The 17,215-nt window shown below is 56.7% G+C and carries 18 protein-coding genes; 11 read left to right on the top strand and 7 right to left on the bottom strand.

All coding sequences use genetic code 11. From position 1 onward, the window contains the following. The first annotated feature begins 6 nt into the window (after positions 1-6). The 3 genes from purM to rnd all read left to right on the top strand — a co-directional run bounded on the left by purM (position 7) and on the right by rnd (position 2,913). Positions 7-1,059, top strand: a complete 1,053-nt coding sequence (purM, locus tag AC2D8V_RS07180; protein ID WP_484732850.1) for a phosphoribosylformylglycinamidine cyclo-ligase — start codon at positions 7-9, stop codon at positions 1,057-1,059. Beyond that, positions 1,056-1,661: a phosphoribosylglycinamide formyltransferase gene (gene purN / locus AC2D8V_RS07175; protein WP_484732849.1), complete on the top strand. Its 606-nt coding sequence runs from the start codon at positions 1,056-1,058 to the stop codon at positions 1,659-1,661. Before purM ends, purN begins: the two co-directional genes overlap by 4 nt. Before the next feature lie 91 nt (positions 1,662-1,752). Further along, complete coding sequence (gene rnd / locus AC2D8V_RS07170; RefSeq protein WP_484732848.1) at positions 1,753-2,913, top strand: ribonuclease D; 1,161 nt, start codon at positions 1,753-1,755, stop codon at positions 2,911-2,913. A gap of 33 nt (positions 2,914-2,946) precedes the next feature. Here rnd and AC2D8V_RS07165 read toward each other — a convergent pair whose 3' ends face one another. Continuing rightward, the gene (locus AC2D8V_RS07165) at positions 2,947-3,474 is read right to left on the bottom strand and encodes a hypothetical protein (protein WP_484732847.1); all 528 of its coding nucleotides are present in this window, start codon (positions 3,472-3,474) and stop codon (positions 2,947-2,949) included. 129 nt (positions 3,475-3,603) lie between these two features. On the opposite strand from AC2D8V_RS07165, the gene AC2D8V_RS07160 reads away from it, so the two are divergent. Then, positions 3,604-4,008, top strand: coding sequence for a SufE family protein (locus AC2D8V_RS07160; protein ID WP_484732846.1), 405 nt, complete (start codon positions 3,604-3,606; stop codon positions 4,006-4,008). 65 nt (positions 4,009-4,073) lie between these two features. Here the strand turns inward: AC2D8V_RS07160 and AC2D8V_RS07155 are convergent, their stop codons facing one another. The 4 genes from AC2D8V_RS07155 to AC2D8V_RS07140 all read right to left on the bottom strand — a co-directional run bounded on the left by AC2D8V_RS07155 (position 4,074) and on the right by AC2D8V_RS07140 (position 7,096). Further along, the gene (locus tag AC2D8V_RS07155; RefSeq protein ID WP_484733872.1) at positions 4,074-4,706 is read right to left on the bottom strand and encodes a DUF1638 domain-containing protein; all 633 of its coding nucleotides are present in this window, start codon (positions 4,704-4,706) and stop codon (positions 4,074-4,076) included. A 35-nt stretch (positions 4,707-4,741) separates the two neighbouring features. After that, positions 4,742-5,440 (bottom strand): corrinoid protein, encoded by a 699-nt coding sequence (locus tag AC2D8V_RS07150; RefSeq protein ID WP_484732845.1) that lies wholly within the window; start codon positions 5,438-5,440, stop codon positions 4,742-4,744. A 160-nt stretch (positions 5,441-5,600) separates the two neighbouring features. Then, on the bottom strand, positions 5,601-6,620 hold the full coding sequence (gene bmt / locus AC2D8V_RS07145; protein WP_484733871.1) for a betaine--homocysteine S-methyltransferase: 1,020 nt from the start codon (positions 6,618-6,620) through the stop codon (positions 5,601-5,603). A 161-nt stretch (positions 6,621-6,781) separates the two neighbouring features. Beyond that, entirely contained in the window at positions 6,782-7,096 is a 315-nt protein-coding gene (locus AC2D8V_RS07140) for a DUF1476 domain-containing protein (protein WP_484732844.1), read from the bottom strand. 157 nt (positions 7,097-7,253) lie between these two features. Between AC2D8V_RS07140 and purC the strand changes: the two genes are divergently transcribed. From purC to AC2D8V_RS07115, 5 genes are read left to right on the top strand one after another with little or no spacing between them, the layout of a single operon-like run. Continuing rightward, entirely contained in the window at positions 7,254-8,015 is a 762-nt protein-coding gene (purC, locus tag AC2D8V_RS07135; RefSeq protein WP_484732843.1) for a phosphoribosylaminoimidazolesuccinocarboxamide synthase, read from the top strand. A gap of 58 nt (positions 8,016-8,073) precedes the next feature. After that, complete coding sequence (purS, locus tag AC2D8V_RS07130) at positions 8,074-8,304, top strand: phosphoribosylformylglycinamidine synthase subunit PurS (RefSeq protein WP_484732842.1); 231 nt, start codon at positions 8,074-8,076, stop codon at positions 8,302-8,304. Then, positions 8,304-8,972 (top strand): phosphoribosylformylglycinamidine synthase subunit PurQ, encoded by a 669-nt coding sequence (gene purQ, locus AC2D8V_RS07125; protein ID WP_484732841.1) that lies wholly within the window; start codon positions 8,304-8,306, stop codon positions 8,970-8,972. Before purS ends, purQ begins: the two co-directional genes overlap by 1 nt. A gap of 37 nt (positions 8,973-9,009) precedes the next feature. Continuing rightward, a complete protein-coding gene (locus tag AC2D8V_RS07120) occupies positions 9,010-10,770 on the top strand; it encodes a sensor histidine kinase (protein WP_484732840.1) in 1,761 nt (586 codons plus the stop codon). 3 nt (positions 10,771-10,773) lie between these two features. Next, positions 10,774-12,108, top strand: a complete 1,335-nt coding sequence (locus tag AC2D8V_RS07115) for a sigma-54-dependent transcriptional regulator (RefSeq protein ID WP_484732839.1) — start codon at positions 10,774-10,776, stop codon at positions 12,106-12,108. Positions 12,109-12,358: 250 nt separating this feature from the next. Here AC2D8V_RS07115 and AC2D8V_RS07110 read toward each other — a convergent pair whose 3' ends face one another. Next, positions 12,359-12,703: a hypothetical protein gene (locus tag AC2D8V_RS07110; RefSeq protein WP_484732838.1), complete on the bottom strand. Its 345-nt coding sequence runs from the start codon at positions 12,701-12,703 to the stop codon at positions 12,359-12,361. A 558-nt stretch (positions 12,704-13,261) separates the two neighbouring features. Here AC2D8V_RS07110 and AC2D8V_RS07105 point away from each other — a divergent pair. Beyond that, positions 13,262-16,036: an Rne/Rng family ribonuclease gene (locus tag AC2D8V_RS07105; RefSeq protein ID WP_484732837.1), complete on the top strand. Its 2,775-nt coding sequence runs from the start codon at positions 13,262-13,264 to the stop codon at positions 16,034-16,036. Between the two features lie 61 nt (positions 16,037-16,097). Here the strand turns inward: AC2D8V_RS07105 and AC2D8V_RS07100 are convergent, their stop codons facing one another. Further along, complete coding sequence (locus tag AC2D8V_RS07100) at positions 16,098-16,328, bottom strand: sulfurtransferase TusA family protein (protein ID WP_484732836.1); 231 nt, start codon at positions 16,326-16,328, stop codon at positions 16,098-16,100. Positions 16,329-16,421: 93 nt separating this feature from the next. On the opposite strand from AC2D8V_RS07100, the gene AC2D8V_RS07095 reads away from it, so the two are divergent. Then, positions 16,422-17,174 carry a cytochrome c biogenesis CcdA family protein gene (locus AC2D8V_RS07095; RefSeq protein ID WP_484732835.1) on the top strand — a complete coding sequence of 251 codons (753 nt, stop codon included), beginning with the start codon at positions 16,422-16,424 and terminating at the stop codon, positions 17,172-17,174. Positions 17,175-17,215: the final 41 nt, after the last annotated feature.

The raw sequence follows: 17,215 nt of genomic DNA, 5'->3' as shown, positions 1-17,215 counted from the left end.
TGGCGCATGACTTTGCCCAAGAATGGCATCACCTATGCGGACGCAGGGGTCGATATCGACGCTGGTAATGCGCTGGTAGATCGTATCAAGCCAGCGGCAAAACGCACCAATCGCCCTGGCGTGATGGCAGGTCTGGGCGGCTTTGGCGCGCTGTTCGATCTAAAGGACGCAGGCTACACCGATCCGGTTCTGGTCGCCGCAACCGATGGGGTCGGCACCAAGCTGCGCATCGCCATCGATACAGGTCACGTGGATGGCGTGGGTGTCGATTTGGTGGCGATGTGCGTCAATGATCTGGTGTGTCAGGGGGCCGAGCCACTTTTCTTTCTGGACTACTTCGCTACCGGCGCGCTCGAGACGGAAAAGGCGGCGCGCATTATTGAAGGCATTGCTTTGGGCTGTGAGAAAGCCGGGTGTGCGTTGATCGGCGGCGAAACCGCCGAGATGCCAGGTATGTACCCTCCGGGAGACTTTGATCTGGCGGGATTTGCCGTTGGTGCCATGGAGCGTGGGGGCGCACTTCCGCGAGACGTAACGCAGGGGGACATCCTGTTGGGGCTGGCCTCAGATGGCGTGCATTCGAACGGATACAGTCTGGTGCGCAAATTGGTAGACCTTTCCGGACTGGGCTGGGATGATTCCTGTCCTTGGAACGATGGACAAAGCGTCGGGGCAGCGTTGCTCACGCCGACACGGCTTTATGTCAAGCAGGCGCTCAGCGCGATCCGCGCAGGGGGCGTCCACGCTCTTGCCCATATTACGGGCGGCGGATTGACCGAAAACCTACCGCGTATCCTGCCGGGTGATTTGGGTGTAGAAATCGACCTGAACGCTTGGCAACTGCCGCCGGTGTTCTCATGGATGACACAGGCCGGCGGGATCTCACACGATGAGATGCTCAAGACATTCAATTGCGGCATCGGCATGGTGCTGGTGGTTTCTGCGACCGAGGCCGATGCGCTGCATTCGTTGTTGGAAGAAGCCGGCGAAACGGTGGTGCGTCTGGGTCGGGTGACCGACGCCGAGACAGGCGTCGTGTATTCCGGGCAGCTTTCGTGAGCAAGCGCGTCGCGATCTTCATTTCGGGCGGCGGGTCCAATATGGTTGCTCTCGTCGACAGCATGACCGGGGATCATCCCGCGCGCCCTTGCGTTGTTCTTGCAAATGATCCGGCGGCTGCCGGGTTGGAGCGGGCTGAAGAGCGCGGCATCGCTACGGAGGTTGTACGTCACCAGCCGTTTCATGGGGATCGGATTGCCTTTGAACATGCTTTGATGGGGGCGCTTGCCGAGCATAAGCCAGATGTAATCTGTCTTGCCGGATTTATGCGAAAACTGACGGCAGAATTTGTCGATCCGTGGCGTGGTCGTATGCTAAACATCCATCCCTCTCTTTTGCCCAAATACAAAGGGTTACGCACACATGCTCGGGCGCTAGAAGCAGGTGACACCGACCATGGATGCACCGTTCATGAGGTTACGCCGCTACTTGATGACGGGCCGATCCTAGGACAGGCGCGCCTGACAGTGCATCCGAATGACACTGCGGAAAGTCTTGCTGCCCGCGTACTAAAACTCGAACATCAACTCTACCCAAAGGTTCTTCGCCGCTTTGTGGAAGGCAACCGGACACCATTCTTTATAGATGGAACGGGAGCATGATGAGGCGCTGGTCATTCCCGCAATGGTCGTGTAACAAAATCATGACGGGGTGGCGGAATAATAAAAACGACAACACCAAAGTGATACCCGGATGAAGACACTGACCACCACGCAGGAATTGGCCGCCTTTTGTGCTGAGGCGGCCCGGCACCCTTATGTTACCGTCGATACCGAGTTCCTGCGCGAACGGACGTATTACTCCAAACTGTGCCTGATTCAGCTTGCCATGCCGGGAGAGGATGACAGCTCTGCCTGTCTGGTTGATCCGCTTGCAAATGACATCTCGCTTGAGCCGCTGTACGACCTGTTTCGCGACACGTCCGTGGTCAAGGTTTTTCACGCTGCTCGGCAAGATCTTGAGATTTTCTACGTAGATGCGCAGGTATTTCCAGAGCCGTTGTTTGACACACAGGTCGCAGCAATGGTTTGCGGCTTTGGTGAGCAGGTTGGATACGAGACCCTCGTGCGCAAGATAACTCGAAATCCGCTCGACAAGACTTCGCGATTCACTGATTGGTCGCGGCGGCCTTTGACAGAGGCCCAAAAGAAATATGCATTAGCAGATGTCACGCATCTGCGTGGTATTTACGAATTTCTAGCTGAGAAGCTGGAAGAGACCGGGCGCAGTCGCTGGGTTGCCGAGGAACTGACGGTACTCACCAGCCCGGAAACATATGTCATGCAGCCGCACGAGGCATGGCGGCGTGTCAAAACCCGGACCAATTCACCCAAGTTTCTGGCGGTAGTGCGTGAGCTCGCGGCATTCCGTGAAACCTATGCGCAAGCGCGCAACATTCCGCGTAACCGCGTATTCAAGGACGATGCCTTGGTGGAATTGGCGTCGAATAAGCCAAAAAGCAATGACGATCTTGGTCGGTCGCGCCTGTTGCTGCGCGAGGCGCGGCGCGGTGACATCGCCGATGGTATTCTGAAGGCTGTGGCGCGCGGCGTGTCGTGTCCATCCGACGAGATGCCCAAACCGGACAGATCGCGTGACAAACTTCAGGTCAACCCGGCCCTGGCGGACCTGCTGCGCGTGCTGTTAAAGGCGCGCACGGAAAGTGCCGGGGTTGCCGCTAAACTGATTGCTCCGGCTGCTGACCTCGATGCGATTGCTGCCGGTGTGCGTGACGTCCCCGCGCTGAAGGGGTGGCGGCATGAGGTTTTTGGGGAAGAAGCCCTAGAGCTTTGTGCCGGCCGTATAGCGCTTGCGGCGGAGAATGGTGCGGTGCGCGTGGTGCCACTGACTTGATACGGCGCGTTTGCGTTCAAGCACAAATCAGGGTTAGCGGCGGCGAACTTCGATTGTGTTGTTTACACCGGAAACCCTGATGGTTTGCGTCGCACCCAAATCTTGATCGGTCAAGCGCGTGGCCACAATAACGTCGCGGGTTTGCGATGGTCCTTGGGTAAGATTTTCGGGATCGTTCAGAGCTTCGAGACGGAACGACAGTACCCCGTCTACAGGGCCATCTTCGCTTTCAGGCGTCAGGCGGGCGTCATGCACCCCTTGGGTGGCTGCAAGACCCGTTGCCCGCAACAAGATGCCGCCTGGTATCCTTTCAACTGTCACATCTGTCACTGCATCAATTGGCGTGCCTTTGTAACGCGCGCGCTCTTGGCGGCCGGCTCTTACCGGGCCGGGCGTCGGGATCAGCGGATTTTCTTCCAAGGCATCCTGCGGAACAACTGCGCCGGTCGGTTCGCTTCCACCAAACCAGTTAAATGGGTTTGCGTTGCTCTCGCGAATGGTCGTGCACCCTGTAAGCACAAGTGTCGCGACAAGGATAGCGGATATCGGTTTCAGCATCATTCTGCTCGTTTTCGGCTGTTTGTCTTTGCGTAGCCTAATTGCCGGGGTTTGAAAAGCGTCCGCTTTGGGGCTGGACCTTTCACGGCACGACGCCTAGGTGTTTGCGCGAACGCACAACGAGGGCCACGCATGGCACAGGCAGCATTTGAAGAGCTGGTTGAAGATTTTGAGTTTTTGGACGATTGGGAAGATCGTTACAGGATGGTGATCGAAGAGGGCAAGTCAATGACGCCGCTTCCAGATGCCCTGAAGGTGCCTGCCACCAAAGTTGATGGATGCGCAAGTCAAGTGTGGCTTCATGTGACGCCGAAGGACGGCGCGATGTTCTTTGAAGGCGAAAGCGACGCAATGATCGTCAACGGCCTGATCGCTGTTTTGCGCAAGCTTTACAACGGCGTCGCTCTGCCGCAGGTCTCGGAAATTGATGCCCGCGCAGAAATGGGGCGTTTGGGCCTGAACGATCACCTGTCGGCGCAGCGTTCCAACGGGTTGCGCGCCATGATTGATCGTATCCGCACCGAAGCCGCCGGGTAGAAGCCCGCCCACGGCTGGCACGTGCCGTACAGAACTCACCATGCAGCAGTCCGGCAAAGTCACGATCAGAGTTTTTTCAGATCGGAAGCCAGATCGCCGTAACCTGTAAAACGGCGCTCGAAAGCGAGACCTAAGCGGTCCGCACAAGCGCGGGCTTTTTCGGTTAGGGCTTCGTCGTCGGTCTGGGCCTGATAAACCAGTTTCTCATAGTTGCTGAAATACATATCACGCAACTCTGGGTGCCGGTCGAGACCCATTGGTTTGACTATAAAAGCGTCGAACTGGCGCACAAGGAAGTCTGTGAGGTAAAACGTGCCAAGCGCGTCTTCGTTTTCGGCAAACCGGTCATTGCCTTCAAAAAAGCTGTAGCAATGCGGGCCTGCGATCATTTCCAGCCCCATTTCATCGCATGCAGCGCGAAGTTGACCACCTGTTCCGCAGTCGGCGTAGGCCACGAAAATTTGCTGGTATGACGACCGGTGGCGATCGACGGCCTTGCGCACGGCTTGTGTGATCTGGTCGGGGTAGAGGTGCAGCTTTGCGGGTAGGCAAGTAAGGTCGATGTGAGACCATCCGTTTGCGGCTTTGAGATCAAGTATCTCTCGTGCGAGCGCGCCGCAAGCAATCACCAAAACCGAGCCGGCCTGCCGGTTAAGGGGCAGGCCGTCTTCTGTCAGAACTGTATCATCGGGTTGCATGTGCGGCTGCGTGCCCCCCTTGGTGACGAAAGTCGTCAGGCAGATTTCTGATTGTGCTTGCGTCCAACCCACTCTTTTGCCGTTTCAACCGCAACAGCGGCATCGCGGCAGTAGGCATCTGCGCCGATGGCCCTGCCAAATTCCTCATTCAGCGGTGCGCCGCCAACGAGAACGATATAATCGTCACGGATACCCTGTTCGACCATCGTGTCGATCACAACCTTCATGTATGGCATCGTCGTGGTCAAAAGCGCCGACATGCCGAGGATTTCCGGCTTTTCGGTCTCCAGCGCTTCGAGGTATTTCTCAACCGCATTGTTGATGCCCAGATCGACCACTTCGAAACCAGCACCTTCCATCATCATGGAAACAAGATTTTTGCCGATGTCGTGAATATCGCCCTTGACGGTCCCGATCACCATCTTGCCAACGCGGGGGGCGCCGGTTTCGGCCAGAAGTGGTTTCAGAATGGCCATGCCGCCCTTCATGGCGTTCGCCGCCAAGAGCACCTCGGGTACAAACAGGATACCATCCCGAAAGTCATGGCCGACAATGGTCATACCGCCCACCAACGCCTTTGTGAGGATGTCGTACGGCTGCCATCCCCGTTCGAGCAGGATGTTCACAGCTTCTTCGATTTCCTCTTTCAGACCGTCGTAGAGGTCGTCGAACATTTGTTGGACAAGCTCTTCGTCGTCCAGTTCCGAGAGAATGATGTCATCTTCGTCCGACATGGATATTCCTTTTCTTCGGCCTGACCGAGCAGGGATCGCGTGCGGTCATTTGACAGCACTGCCACGATTTCACTTTTCAAATTGCGACATAGAGTGACTCTGGTGCGACGCGAAGTTGTTGAAATTTCTGTCACTGTGCCAGTCACGAATACCTGTTGGGTTATGCTCGGCGTCGGCGGCGAGTACTACGACGGGTCGGCCCGACCGCTTCCTCTGTGCCGTCGGCTGCCGAAGAAAACGGCCCCAGGCGGTCAACGATTTCCTCAAGCGAAGGTGGATGATCCATTTGCCGTGTGTCGAGCGCTTCGCGCATTTCGCGCAGGTGTTCGGGCATCGTTCCGCAGCAACCGCCGATGACTCTGGCACCACAAGCGCGCGCCATCACGGCATAATCCGCCATCAGCGCTGGCGTGCCATCATAATGGATATGGCCGTCGACGTATTTCGGGATGCCCGCGTTTCCTTTGGCAATGATCGGACGTTCCGTTCCCTGAGCCGCAAACCCAAGAATTGTGCGCAAAAGATCAGACGCACCCGTGCCGCAATTCGCACCAAAGGCGAGCGGTGCGCTGTCGCCCAGATCATCAACCATGCGCACCATGTCAGCGCTGGTAACGCCCATCATTGTACGGCCGGCGGTGTCAAAGCTCATCGTACCACACCAATCCATTCCGGCACGGGCAAAGCCCTCGGCCGCGGCGCGGTACTCTTCGGGGGCGGAGATCGTTTCCAACCAGCCGACGTCGGCGCCGCCTTCTTTCAGGCCATCCGCCGTTTCATGAAACATTTCTACTGCCAGCGCGTGACTGAGCGCACCAATCGGCTCCATGATTTCGCCGGTGGGGCCAACTGACCCCGCGACGATGATCTTGCGACCGGCAGTGTCCGCAATGTCGCGGGCGATTTCAGCCGCGACACGGGACAATTCGTGAGCGCGTTTCTGTGCCCCGTGCAGCTTGAGCCGCGACGCATTGGCGCCAAAGGAATTCGTCAGGAACAGGTCACTGCCCGCATCGACTGCTCCGCGATAAAGCTGCTCGATTTTTTTGGGTTGTTCTGTGTTCCAAAGCTCTGGGGCATCACCTGACATCAACCCCATGTTGAACAGATTGGTGCCAGTGGCGCCATCTGCCAGAAGCGTGTGCTTTTCATCAAGCAGGGCGACGAAAGGGTTGGACATGACTGGTTCTCCGATAAACGCGGTGTTTTCATGTCGCATGTGGGGTGTTGTGAGGCAAACTCATAATATTCATCATTTTTATGAGCTCCATTATTCTATTGTCACAAAAAAAGATCGCGCCGATTGGAACGCGATCTTTTCGTGTGAATCCGAGCCGGTTGTCAGGTCTCGCTCATCAATTGGTTCTTCGCCTCTACCATCAGCGCGGCCATCTGCTTGCGAATGGTCTGCTCGTCGGCCTTGTCGCCCAGATCACCGGATACTTTGCGATAGACGTCTTCCTCTCCGGCTTCTTCAAAATCGGACTTAACGACTTCCTTTGCATACTCAAGTGCGTCGTCACCGGTCTTGCCCAGCAATGTGGCGGCCCACAAACCTAGCAGCTTGTTACGACGCGCTTCGGCTTTGAACTGCATTTCTGCGTCGTGGGCATATTTGTTCTCAAAGGCGTTTTCGCGGTCATCAAAGGTGGTCATCGCGTGTCTCCTGCGCGTAAGTGAGATATTTTCTAACATATGGAAGTTTGCGCGCAGGGACGCAAGCCTTGCAATCTTGCAGCACCCAGGTAGTTGCACTAAGAGGAGCGCAGACACGCCCCCGCTGGATGGGGCCTGTGATCGCGAAAGGACGCCCATGGCCCGGCGCAAGAAAATCTACGAAGGTAAGGCAAAGATCCTCTATGAGGGCCCCGAACCGGGCACGATCGTGCAGTATTTCAAGGATGACGCCACCGCATTTAATGCGGAGAAGAAGGCTGTGATCGAGGGCAAAGGCGTTTTGAACAACCGTCTGAGCGAGTTCTTTATGACCGGACTGGCTCAGATCGGGATTCCTACACACTTCATCAAGCGGCTGAATATGCGCGAGCAGCTTGTGCGCTCGGCAGAGATTATTCCGTTGGAAGTGATCGTCCGGAATTATGCCGCGGGCACTATGGCAAAGCGCTTGGGGCTTGAGGAAGGTACCCAGTTACCGCGGCCTGTCGTGGAATACTGCCTGAAGGACGACAAGTTGGGCGACCCACTCGTGACCGAGGAACATATTGCTGCCTTTGGCTGGGCCAGTCAGCAAGACATGGACGATATCCTCAGTCTTGCTTTGCGGGTTAACGACTTTTTGTCCGGCGTAATGATGGCTGTGGGCATTCGCCTGGTCGATTTCAAAATCGAGATTGGTCGCGTCTATGACGGCGATTTCCAACGCTTGATCATTGCTGATGAAATAAGCCCGGACAGCTGTCGGTTGTGGGACATCGAAACTGGTCAGAAGCTGGACAAGGATGTTTTCCGGCGTGATCTGGGTAGCCTGACAGACGCGTATACTGAGGTTGCGCAGCGTTTGGGCGTGATGCCTAAAACGACACCTGCAGTGAGTAAGCCAACACTGATCAACTGATGACGGGCGATACGAATTTGAGTTTATTTGGCAAGATGACAAGGGAGCGGTGGGCGCGATGAAGGCACGGGTGCACGTGATGCTGAAGAACGGGGTGCTGGACCCACAGGGGGAGGCGGTTCGGCATGCGCTGGGAGCTTTGGGATTTGATGGGGTGCGTGGCGTTCGTCAGGGCAAGGTGATTGAGCTTGATCTTGAGGATGGCGCAACGGAAGCTGACGTGGAGGCGATGTGTGAAAAGCTGCTCGCCAATACTGTTATCGAATCCTATAGCGTGGAGATCGCCTGATGCATGCGGCGGTTGTGGTGTTTCCGGGGTCAAATTGTGATCGCGACCTTGCCGTGGCATTCGAGGCTGCAGGCGCGAAAGTGTCGCGTGTCTGGCACAAGGACACCGATTTGCCCGCAGGCGTTGACATCATTGGCATTCCGGGTGGTTTTTCATTCGGGGATTATCTGCGCTGTGGTGCCATCGCCGCGAACTCGCCGATTTGCAAATCGGTCATCGCTCATGCACAGCGGGGCGGTTATGTCATCGGAATCTGCAATGGATTTCAGGTTTTGACAGAAACCGGCCTATTGCCCGGAGCACTGCTGCGCAACGCAGGACTGAAATACATCTGCAAGACCGTGGGATTGAAGGTCGAAACCTCTGCATCCTCCTTTACCGAAGGGTACAACGCAGGCGACACAATCAACATTCCGATCGCACATCACGATGGAAACTACTTTGCCGACGATGACATTGTTGCGCGTCTGCGGGGTGAGGATCGCGTCGCCTTTACCTATACAGACAATCCTAACGGTGCGCGCGCCGATATCGCAGGTATTTTGTCAGAAAACCGCCGAGTTCTGGGGATGATGCCGCACCCTGAGCGCGCCGCGGACCCAACCCATGGCGGCACGGATGGCCAAGCGCTCTTTCGCGCATTGACACGGTCGCTGGCGTCAGTGTGACTTGAGCCCGGCTGCTGCTTTGGCGTAACCTCGCGCTATGGAAGCGCAAAGCACTTCAGGGCATGAGACGTTCGCCAGTACGTGGCGGATGCGCATGGTTGTGGCCGTGTTGCTGGTTGTCGCCGTGATTGTCGTGTCGGTCACGAACAAATTGCTGACTGATCGTTTTACTGACAGCACGCGTGACCGCGCCGAGCTGCGCCTCGCGCTGTACTCTGGTAATCTGCTGGCCGAGTTGCGTCAGGCGGCCATCGTACCGCAGTTGCTGGCGCGGGATCCCGAATTGATTGGGGCGCTGAATTCGGCCGACTATACCGCGTCTACACGCCGGTTGATCTCTTTCGTCGAGGAGATCGGCGCCGCATCTTTGATGCTGCTGGATATTGACGGGCGCACCGTGGCCGCCACAGACCGCAATCGACTGGGATCGAACCACCGATCAGAGGCTTATTTCGTCGACGCAATCCGTGCCAATGCAACTATTTTTAGCGTCGCAGAACGCGAAGGTGGCGGATATGGGTTTGTCTATTCCCGGCGTGTCCAGATGGGGCCGGATGTGCTTGGCGTCATCACCGTAGAGGTCGATCTGCAAAAGTTTGGCCGGGCCTGGGCGGGCATTTCGGATGCAGTGATCGTTACGGACAGTACCGGAACCATTATTCTAACAACCGAGCCACGGTGGCGAGGCCGTACCGAAGAGGAAGCACTGGCCCGGCAGACACCGCAAAACGCGATCCAGCGCGCGATCCAAGCCACGGCCGACTGGACGGCACTGCCGCCGGATGCCTACCTTCAGGGCGAAGCGGTGATGCGGCTGGAGAGCCGCATTCCGTTTCGCGGATGGAAGATGGTCAGTTTTACGACATATGCCTCTGTGCGCGAGCGGGTGAACGGGGTCCTTGCCCTTGAGATCATGGGTTTTGCGATTCTCCTTGCGTTGACATTCTATGCATTGAGCCGTCGCACAGCGTTGCGGATGGCGCTTTTCCAGCGGGAATCTGCCGAATTGCGGTCACTGAACGCGGCGCTGCAGCGAGAAATCGCCGAGCGGAAACGTGTTCAGGAAACGCTTGCCGTGGCCGAGCAGACGCTGGAGCAATCAAGCAAGCTGGCCGCTTTGGGGGAAATGTCCGCGGCGGTTAGTCACGAACTGAACCAACCCCTCGCGGCGATGAAAACCTACCTCGCGGGCGCGCGCTTGTTGCTGCGGCGCAACCGGCCGGATGAGGCGCTCAGTTCCTTTGGCAGAATTGATGACCTGATCGAGCGGATGGGAGGTATAACGCGGCAACTCAAGTCTTATGCGCGCAAAGGGCAGGAGGCATTTGCCCTTGTGGATATGGGCGATGCGCTTGCCTCGAGTCTTGCAATGATGGAACCGCAACTGCGCCAGCGACAGGTGCAAATCAGCCGGATCGTTCCCGAAAGTGCGGTTCTTGTCATGGGCGACAGGTTGCGCATCGAACAGGTCATCGTGAACCTCCTGCGCAATGCCATTGACGCCACACAGTCCGCGCGCAACCCGAAAATCGAAGTGATGCTGTCGGCTGGTGAGACCGCAACGCTGAGCGTGCGTGACAACGGCCCCGGCATTGAAGACCTCGAATCGCTGTTTGAGCCCTTTTATACAACCAAGCAACCCGGCGATGGCGTTGGGTTAGGTCTTGCCATTTCCAGCCAGATCGTGACAGACCTCGGCGGTCGCCTGACAGCCCGAAACGGACAAAATGGCGGCGCCGTTTTTGAAATGCAATTGCCGATTTCCGGCGACGAACCCAAAACACAGGCAGCGGAGTAGACCATGGCACAGGCTATGAAGATCGCGATCGTGGACGATGAGCAGGATATGCGCCAGTCGATCAGCCAATGGCTGGCATTGTCGGGGTATGACACGGAAACATTCAGCTCTGCAGAAGACGCGCTCAAGGCTTTGGGGCCAGAATACCCGGGCATCGTTATCTCGGATATCCGAATGCCCGGTATGGACGGGATGCAGTTTCTCAAAAAGCTCATGGGCAACGATAGCGCGCTGCCGGTTATCATGATTACCGGGCACGGCGACGTGCCGATGGCGGTTGAGGCGATGCGCGTCGGTGCTTTTGACTTTCTTGAAAAGCCGTTCAATCCGGACCGCATGTCGGAACTGGCGAAGAAAGCCACGGGCGCCCGCCGTCTCGTCATGGATAACCGTGCATTGCGTCGAGAGTTGAGCGATGGCGGTACGCTGATGAAAAAGCTGATCGGTCAAAGCCCGGTTATGGAGCGTTTGCGTGAAGATATTCTGGATCTTGGTCAGGCTGATGGGCATGTTTTGATCGACGGTGAGACAGGCACAGGCAAAACACTTGTTGCCCACGCATTACACGCTGTTGGCAGCCGTGCGGGGCGCAAGTTCGTTCTGGTCAGCTGCTCAGCATTTGAAGAGGACGCGTTGGCCAAACGTCTGTTCGGGCCGATGATGCCAGAGGATGCGCAACTTCCCGCAGTAGAAGAGGCGCGCGGTGGAACATTGGTGCTTGAGGACGTCGAAGCACTCAGCGAAACGATGCAGGCGCGGCTTCTCAGTGTTATCAACGATCAGGGGACGCCTGCCGAAACTCGAATCGTTGCCATTTCGAATTTACAGGAAGTGGGACGTTCTACAGAAGATGTTCTGCGCCCAGACCTTTTTTACAGGCTCGCCGCGCTGCGGATCACAGTGCCGCCGTTGCGCGCGCGCGGTGAGGATATTTTGACGTTGTTTACACGGCTGAGCGAACAGTTCTCCGAGGAATATGGATGCGATGCACCCAAGATTACGGCGCAGGAGGCCGCACAGCTTTTGCAGGCACCGTGGCCGGGCAATGTGCGCCAGCTGATCAATGTGGCTGAACGTGCCGTTCTCCAGTCGCGTCGTGGCTCTGGCACAATTGCATCGCTGCTCATGACCGATCCGGAAGAAATGCAACCTGTTATGACGACCGAGGGGAAACCTCTCAAAGAATATGTTGAGGCATTCGAACGGATGCTGATCGACAACACCATGCGTCGGCACAGGGGATCGATTGCCAGTGTGATGGACGAACTTTGTCTCCCGCGCCGAACGCTGAACGAAAAAATGGCCAAATACGGGCTACAGCGTTCGGATTATCTTTAGCTGCTGGTGTCAGAAAGTCTGAAGCCGCCGCAACCTCGTTAACCCCAAGAGATCAACCAACAGAAATACGATAGACGCTGGAGGCGGAACAGCCGTTGGTTCCAGCCCTGACAGCGAATAGGTCCATTCGGATTTGTGGACAAGCGTCGAATTTCCGTTTGCGACGCCGAACACCCACAAACCCGCATTTGCTTTGCCAAAGTTGCCTCCCACGACGCTAAGGCCGTCGATGCTCGGAACTTGCTGAATATTAATAGCTTCCAAGTTTCCAGCGAGGATCGCGCCGGGTTGAGACTGGCGGAAAACCAGTTATTTCTTTGAAATCAAGCAGGCCGTTTCCGTTGCTGTCCGCAAATTCCAGCGTGATCAACCCTATGTCTTGACCTGAACTTACAGGCGACGCGGTCAGGGCCGCCGCCGCAGATGAGGTGCTGATCGAGGCGATGAGCATGCCAAGTATCATAAATATTAGCAGGTGAATAATTCTCAGAAACGTATTGGAAACGTCCCCGAGACAGCCCCGATTTTTCAAAGATTTATTTTGCCACTGCCAGCAGCGAACCATCCCGCAGGCTTTTATTGTATTGGCTTGCAACTGTGGCGGACGTTGCCACCACTTTCTGATGCCAGTTTGTGCCTGTGAACGCAGAACTCGATGACTTTTGGACAAAGGCACTTGTGCCGGATGTGACCGTTGACCGGTATCGAAAGGCCCTAATGCCCGCTATGCGAGAGATTTGCTGCGCTGCCGCATAGATTGCCCATTGTATTTTGATACCCATCCGCATTAATTAGGGGGATCGACGCATGCGAATTGCGTAGCGCGTCGAAGAGAGTTTCGCTGTATGGCGCAAGGCCGGATATTTTCGAGCCCCCCGTGCAGACCGATTGAGCCGGAAACGGCTAACGAACCGCTGACGTGCCACATGGGGAAATAACCCGGTGATGCGCAGTTAATAAACGGATGCGAGGCTGCGTATGTGCGCCCGTGTCGGAGAAGAACCGCGATGACGCGCGCAAATATATTGAGCAGATACCCGAGGACCCCTGCGGCCCGGCCTGTCCGCGTGTCTCACATCGCCCTGACAAGACATATTCCGCATCTGTCCGATCCCCCGGGTTTGGACAGGCTGCGGCTGTGCAATTTGGTAATATGGCTAAGAAAATGCTTATCGATGCCACCCACGCGGAGGAAACGCGCGTTGTGGTGGTGGACGGAAACAAGGTTGAGGAGTTTGACTTTGAATCCGAAAACAAACGCCAGCTTGCTGGCAACATCTATCTCGCAAAGGTAACACGGGTCGAACCGTCGCTTCAGGCGGCATTTGTAGACTATGGCGGCAACCGCCATGGATTCCTTGCGTTTTCAGAGATTCACCCGGATTACTACCAGATCCCCGTTGCGGACCGTCAGGCCCTGATGGAGGAGGAGCGTGCCTATGCGGAAGCTCAGCGCGCCAAGGAAGACGAGGATGAAAAACCCAAGCGCCGCCGTTCGCGCAGCCGGTCTAAACCGAAAGCTGAAGAAGCTGCTACCGACGACGCAACAGCGACCAAAGAGGTAGATGCCGATCAGATCGAGGGAATGGAGACCATCGACCTCGACGATGAGGAAGGCACGTCCCCGATGGAACGGGTGACAGAAACGCCAGTTGAAGAACCCGAAGAAGACACGGCAACTGATGCATCTGTCGGCACCGAGGCGGAAGCTGATGATTCTGCCGCAGAGGCAGATACAGCTGATGATACTGTTGCAGCAGAGGCGGAGGACTCCGACGAAGCCATTGAGGCAGCGCCGGGTGATGATGACGGCGACGATGAAACGCCGCGTAAATCGGATGCTGCTGCCAAGGATGATAGCATCGAATCCGTCGCAGATGACGACGATTCAGAAGATATCCGGCCTGCGCGAAAACCACGGCCCAAGCGCTACAAGATCCAGGAAGTGATCAAGGTCCGCCAGATTCTACTGGTGCAGGTCGTCAAAGAAGAACGCGGCAACAAGGGCGCGGCGTTGACCACGTATCTAAGCCTTGCAGGTCGCTATTGCGTCCTGATGCCAAACACGGCCCGTGGCGGCGGCATCAGTCGCAAGATCACAAACGCGGCTGATCGCAAGAAGCTGAAGGAAATTGCAAACGAGATCGATGTACCGCAGGGCGCAGGGCTTATCGTTCGCACGGCAGGTGCGAAACGCACAAAGGCCGAGATCAAGCGCGACTACGAGTATTTGCAACGACTTTGGGAGCAAATCCGCGAGTTGACGCTGAAATCGATTGCGCCGTCTAAGATTTATGAAGAAGGCGACCTGATCAAACGCTCGATCCGCGACCTCTACAATCGCGAGATCGATGAAGTCTATGTCGAGGGCGAGCGCGGATACCGCATCGCCAAGGACTTCATGAAAATGATCATGCCAAGCCACGCCAAGAACGTGAAGCTCTATACCGAAGGCTTGCCGCTGTTCGCCCGTTATCAGGTGGAGAGTTATCTGGCATCGATGTTCAATCCGACCGTTCAGTTGCCGTCCGGTGGGTATATCGTGATCGGTGTGACCGAAGCGCTTGTGGCCGTGGATGTGAACTCTGGCAGGGCCACCAAGGAAGGTTCGATTGAACAGACGGCGCTGAAAACAAACCTCGAAGCCGCCGAAGAAGTGGCGCGCCAGTTGCGCTTGCGTGACCTTGCGGGCCTGATCGTGATCGACTTCATCGATATGGACGAGCGCAAAAACAACGCCGCCGTCGAAAAGCGTATGAAGGACAAACTCAAGACGGATCGTGCACGCATCCAGGTTGGTCGCATTTCCGGTTTCGGTTTGATGGAAATGAGCCGCCAACGCCTGCGGCCGGGCATGATCGAAGCGACAACGCAACCCTGTCAGGCCTGTCACGGTACCGGCCTCATCCGGTCCGATGACAATCTTGCCCTGTCGATCCTGCGTCAGATCGAAGAAGAAGGCACGCGCAAGCGTTCGCGTGAGGTGCTTATCAAAGCACCAGTCGGTATTGCCAACTTCCTCATGAACCAGAAACGCGAACATATCGCGCAGATCGAGGGCCGGTACGGGCTATCTGTAAGGATCGAGGGCGACCCGCATTTGGTGAGCCCCGACTTCTCCATGGAGAAATTCAAGACAGCGACACGCGTTGTGTCAGCGGTCGCAGCACCGGTCGTGTCTGTCGATACCTCTTTGATGGATGAAGTGGATGCCGACGAAGTTGATGCAAACGAAGCACCAGCCGCACCCGGTGATCCGATGCCGACTGAAGCAGAGGGCGAAGGCAAACCCAAACGGCGCCGTCGCCGCCGCCGTCGGAGCCGCAGCAAGTCCTCCGGCACCGAGCAGGCGACGCGGGATGAATCGCAGAACGGCGAAAATCAGGATGTGTCGTCTGATAACGCTGAGGCGCCTCAGCCTTCCGTAAATGGCACTGATGGCGCGAATACACCCGCACCTGAAGAGGCATCCGATGATGCCGCCGAGGAAAAGCCGGTGAAAGCCAAATCCACCCGTTCGCGAAGCCGGAAAAAGAAAGCGCCAGCCGAAGACGCGGCCCAGTCAACAGCGACTGAAGCAGACGGGCAGAGTTCGGCTGAACCTGTAGCGACTGATGAGGTGGCGGCGGAAAAGCCTGCCCAACCGAAACGCACGCGCAGCAGTCGCGCTAAAAAGCCCGTAGAGAAGGACGCAGCTGCGCCTGCTGAAGCTGTGCCATCTGACGCAGCGCCGGTCGCCGAAGTGACGGAAGCTGCGGTTGCTCCAAAGGGCGATGTATCCGAGCCGGCACCCCAGCCGGAACCAAAAGAAGCGGCACCTGAGCCAGCGGCAGTTGAACTGGCCACACCCGAACCCGTCGCGGCAGAGCCGGCCAACGACACGCCAGCGAAGCCAAAACGCAAAGGCTGGTGGTCGCTCGGCAGCTAAGCGCGGCATTTAAGTCTGAATAGGGGGCGTGGAGGCAACTCTCGCCCTCTTTTCAATAGAATTACTTTTTTCGGATTACGTAGGTCTGGACCGGACCGTCTAGGTCGCTTGAAACCAGTTCATGCCCGGTCTCTGCGCAAAAATGCGGCACATCGACAATTGCTGCAGGGTCGTCTGCTTTAACAGTGAGATCATCCCCGCTCGCCAGCGCCTGTAGCCTTTTTCGGGCCTTGAGCACGGGCAGGGGGCAGAGCAGTCCTGTGGCATCTAGAAAGTTGGGATTGTTTTCCATGTTTCTGACATAGGAGTGATGTTTCAAACTGTCCACAAGGATGTGACCGCCTGCTGGGGTGACGGCCCGCAAAAGATCAGCTAGGGGAAAAGGGTGTTTGGTATTGAGATCATAGATGCAGGGCTGGTTCCTGCGATGGTGGTTGCACTTTTAGCCGGGGTGATCAGCTTTCTGAGCCCCTGTGTGCTGCCGATTGTGCCGCCCTATCTTGCCTACATGGGCGGGGTCAGCCTGAATGACATGGCGGGTGAGACTGCCGCGCGCCGCCGGGCGTTCGTCGCGGCGCTCTTCTTTGTGATGGGACTGTCTACTGTCTTTTTGATCCTTGGGTTTACTGCATCGGCATTCGGTGCGTTTTTCCTTCAGAACCAGCTGTTGTTCGCCCGCATATCCGGTGTCGTGATCATTGTCTTTGGGCTGCATTTTCTGGGTGTTTTTCGCATCGGGTTTTTAGATCGCGAAGCGCGGATGGACGCGGGCGATAAAGGCGGGTCCAGTTTTGGCGCCTATATTCTCGGTCTCGCCTTCGCATTTGGGTGGACACCCTGTATCGGCCCGCAACTGGGCGCGATCCTCTCTCTGGCCGCTTCAGAGGCATCTGTTGGGCGTGGCACGCTTTTACTAGGGGTTTATGCTGCGGGTCTTGGCATCCCATTCCTGCTGGCTGCGCTTTTCATCACGCGGGCAATGGATGTGATGAACCGTCTGAAACGCCATATGAAAACGATTGAGCGGGCAATGGGCGCATTGCTTCTGCTTGTGGGGATTGCAATGGTGACGGGTGCCTTCACGTGGTTTTCGTGGTGGCTTCTCGAACAGTTCCCAGCCTTGGCAACTTTGGGCTGATCCCTCTAAGGTGATTGTGTCGCTGGCACCGCCGGCAGAGA

The sequence above is a fragment of the Roseobacter sp. YIN89 genome (genome assembly GCF_057219365.1).
Note: the sequence above shows the minus strand (reverse complement) of the source record. Positions and strands in the feature narration are given on the sequence as shown.

Excerpts from the sequence above, each read along its gene's own strand:
- purM (WP_484732850.1), top strand. The coding sequence starts at position 7 with ATGACTTTGCCCAAGAATGGCATCACCTATGCGGACGCAGGGGTCGAT.
- rnd (WP_484732848.1), top strand. The coding sequence starts at position 1,753 with ATGAAGACACTGACCACCACGCAGGAATTGGCCGCCTTTTGTGCTGAG.
- AC2D8V_RS07165 (WP_484732847.1), bottom strand. The coding sequence starts at position 3,474 with ATGATGCTGAAACCGATATCCGCTATCCTTGTCGCGACACTTGTGCTT.
- AC2D8V_RS07160 (WP_484732846.1), top strand. The coding sequence starts at position 3,604 with ATGGCACAGGCAGCATTTGAAGAGCTGGTTGAAGATTTTGAGTTTTTG.
- AC2D8V_RS07155 (WP_484733872.1), bottom strand. The coding sequence starts at position 4,706 with ATGCAACCCGATGATACAGTTCTGACAGAAGACGGCCTGCCCCTTAAC.
- AC2D8V_RS07150 (WP_484732845.1), bottom strand. The coding sequence starts at position 5,440 with ATGTCGGACGAAGATGACATCATTCTCTCGGAACTGGACGACGAAGAG.
- bmt (WP_484733871.1), bottom strand. The coding sequence starts at position 6,620 with ATGTCCAACCCTTTCGTCGCCCTGCTTGATGAAAAGCACACGCTTCTG.
- AC2D8V_RS07140 (WP_484732844.1), bottom strand. The coding sequence starts at position 7,096 with ATGACCACCTTTGATGACCGCGAAAACGCCTTTGAGAACAAATATGCC.
- purC (WP_484732843.1), top strand. The coding sequence starts at position 7,254 with ATGGCCCGGCGCAAGAAAATCTACGAAGGTAAGGCAAAGATCCTCTAT.
- purS (WP_484732842.1), top strand. The coding sequence starts at position 8,074 with ATGAAGGCACGGGTGCACGTGATGCTGAAGAACGGGGTGCTGGACCCA.
- purQ (WP_484732841.1), top strand. The coding sequence starts at position 8,304 with ATGCATGCGGCGGTTGTGGTGTTTCCGGGGTCAAATTGTGATCGCGAC.
- AC2D8V_RS07120 (WP_484732840.1), top strand. The coding sequence starts at position 9,010 with ATGGAAGCGCAAAGCACTTCAGGGCATGAGACGTTCGCCAGTACGTGG.
- AC2D8V_RS07115 (WP_484732839.1), top strand. The coding sequence starts at position 10,774 with ATGGCACAGGCTATGAAGATCGCGATCGTGGACGATGAGCAGGATATG.
- AC2D8V_RS07105 (WP_484732837.1), top strand. The coding sequence starts at position 13,262 with ATGGCTAAGAAAATGCTTATCGATGCCACCCACGCGGAGGAAACGCGC.
- AC2D8V_RS07100 (WP_484732836.1), bottom strand. The coding sequence starts at position 16,328 with ATGGAAAACAATCCCAACTTTCTAGATGCCACAGGACTGCTCTGCCCC.